This window comes from Paraburkholderia sp. SIMBA_027 (assembly GCF_046535315.1).
Classification (GTDB): domain Bacteria; phylum Pseudomonadota; class Gammaproteobacteria; order Burkholderiales; family Burkholderiaceae; genus Paraburkholderia; species Paraburkholderia tropica.
On sequence record NZ_JAWRWY010000549.1, the window covers coordinates 1 to 273 of the forward strand.

Below are 273 nucleotides of genomic sequence, written 5' to 3' on the forward strand. Positions count from 1 at the left end.
TTCATCGCTCCAACGCCCAATGAACCCAGACCACCTGCATTGGATACGGCGGCAGCGAGTGCGGGCGTACTGACGCCGGCCATGGGCGCCTGAATGATCGGCTTTTCGATGCCCAGCAAACGCAGCAACGCTCGATTGTCTGTCTGGTTTGTCATGTCTATTCCCCTCCAAATAAGGTTTGTGGCAATGTTCGTCTCGAGAGCGTGACCGGTCAACCGACGGGCAGGCAAAACAGTCATTACCCCATGGAAAGGATTTGACCGCTATGCAGCG

General features: G+C 56.0%; 1 protein-coding gene. It reads right to left on the reverse strand.

Annotation, left to right across the window (positions count from 1 at the left end):
* The coding region (locus SB764_RS40205; protein ID WP_410866781.1) for a nitronate monooxygenase at positions 1–155 on the reverse strand (155 nt) is incomplete at its 3' end.
* Between the last annotated feature and the right edge of the window lie 118 nt (positions 156–273).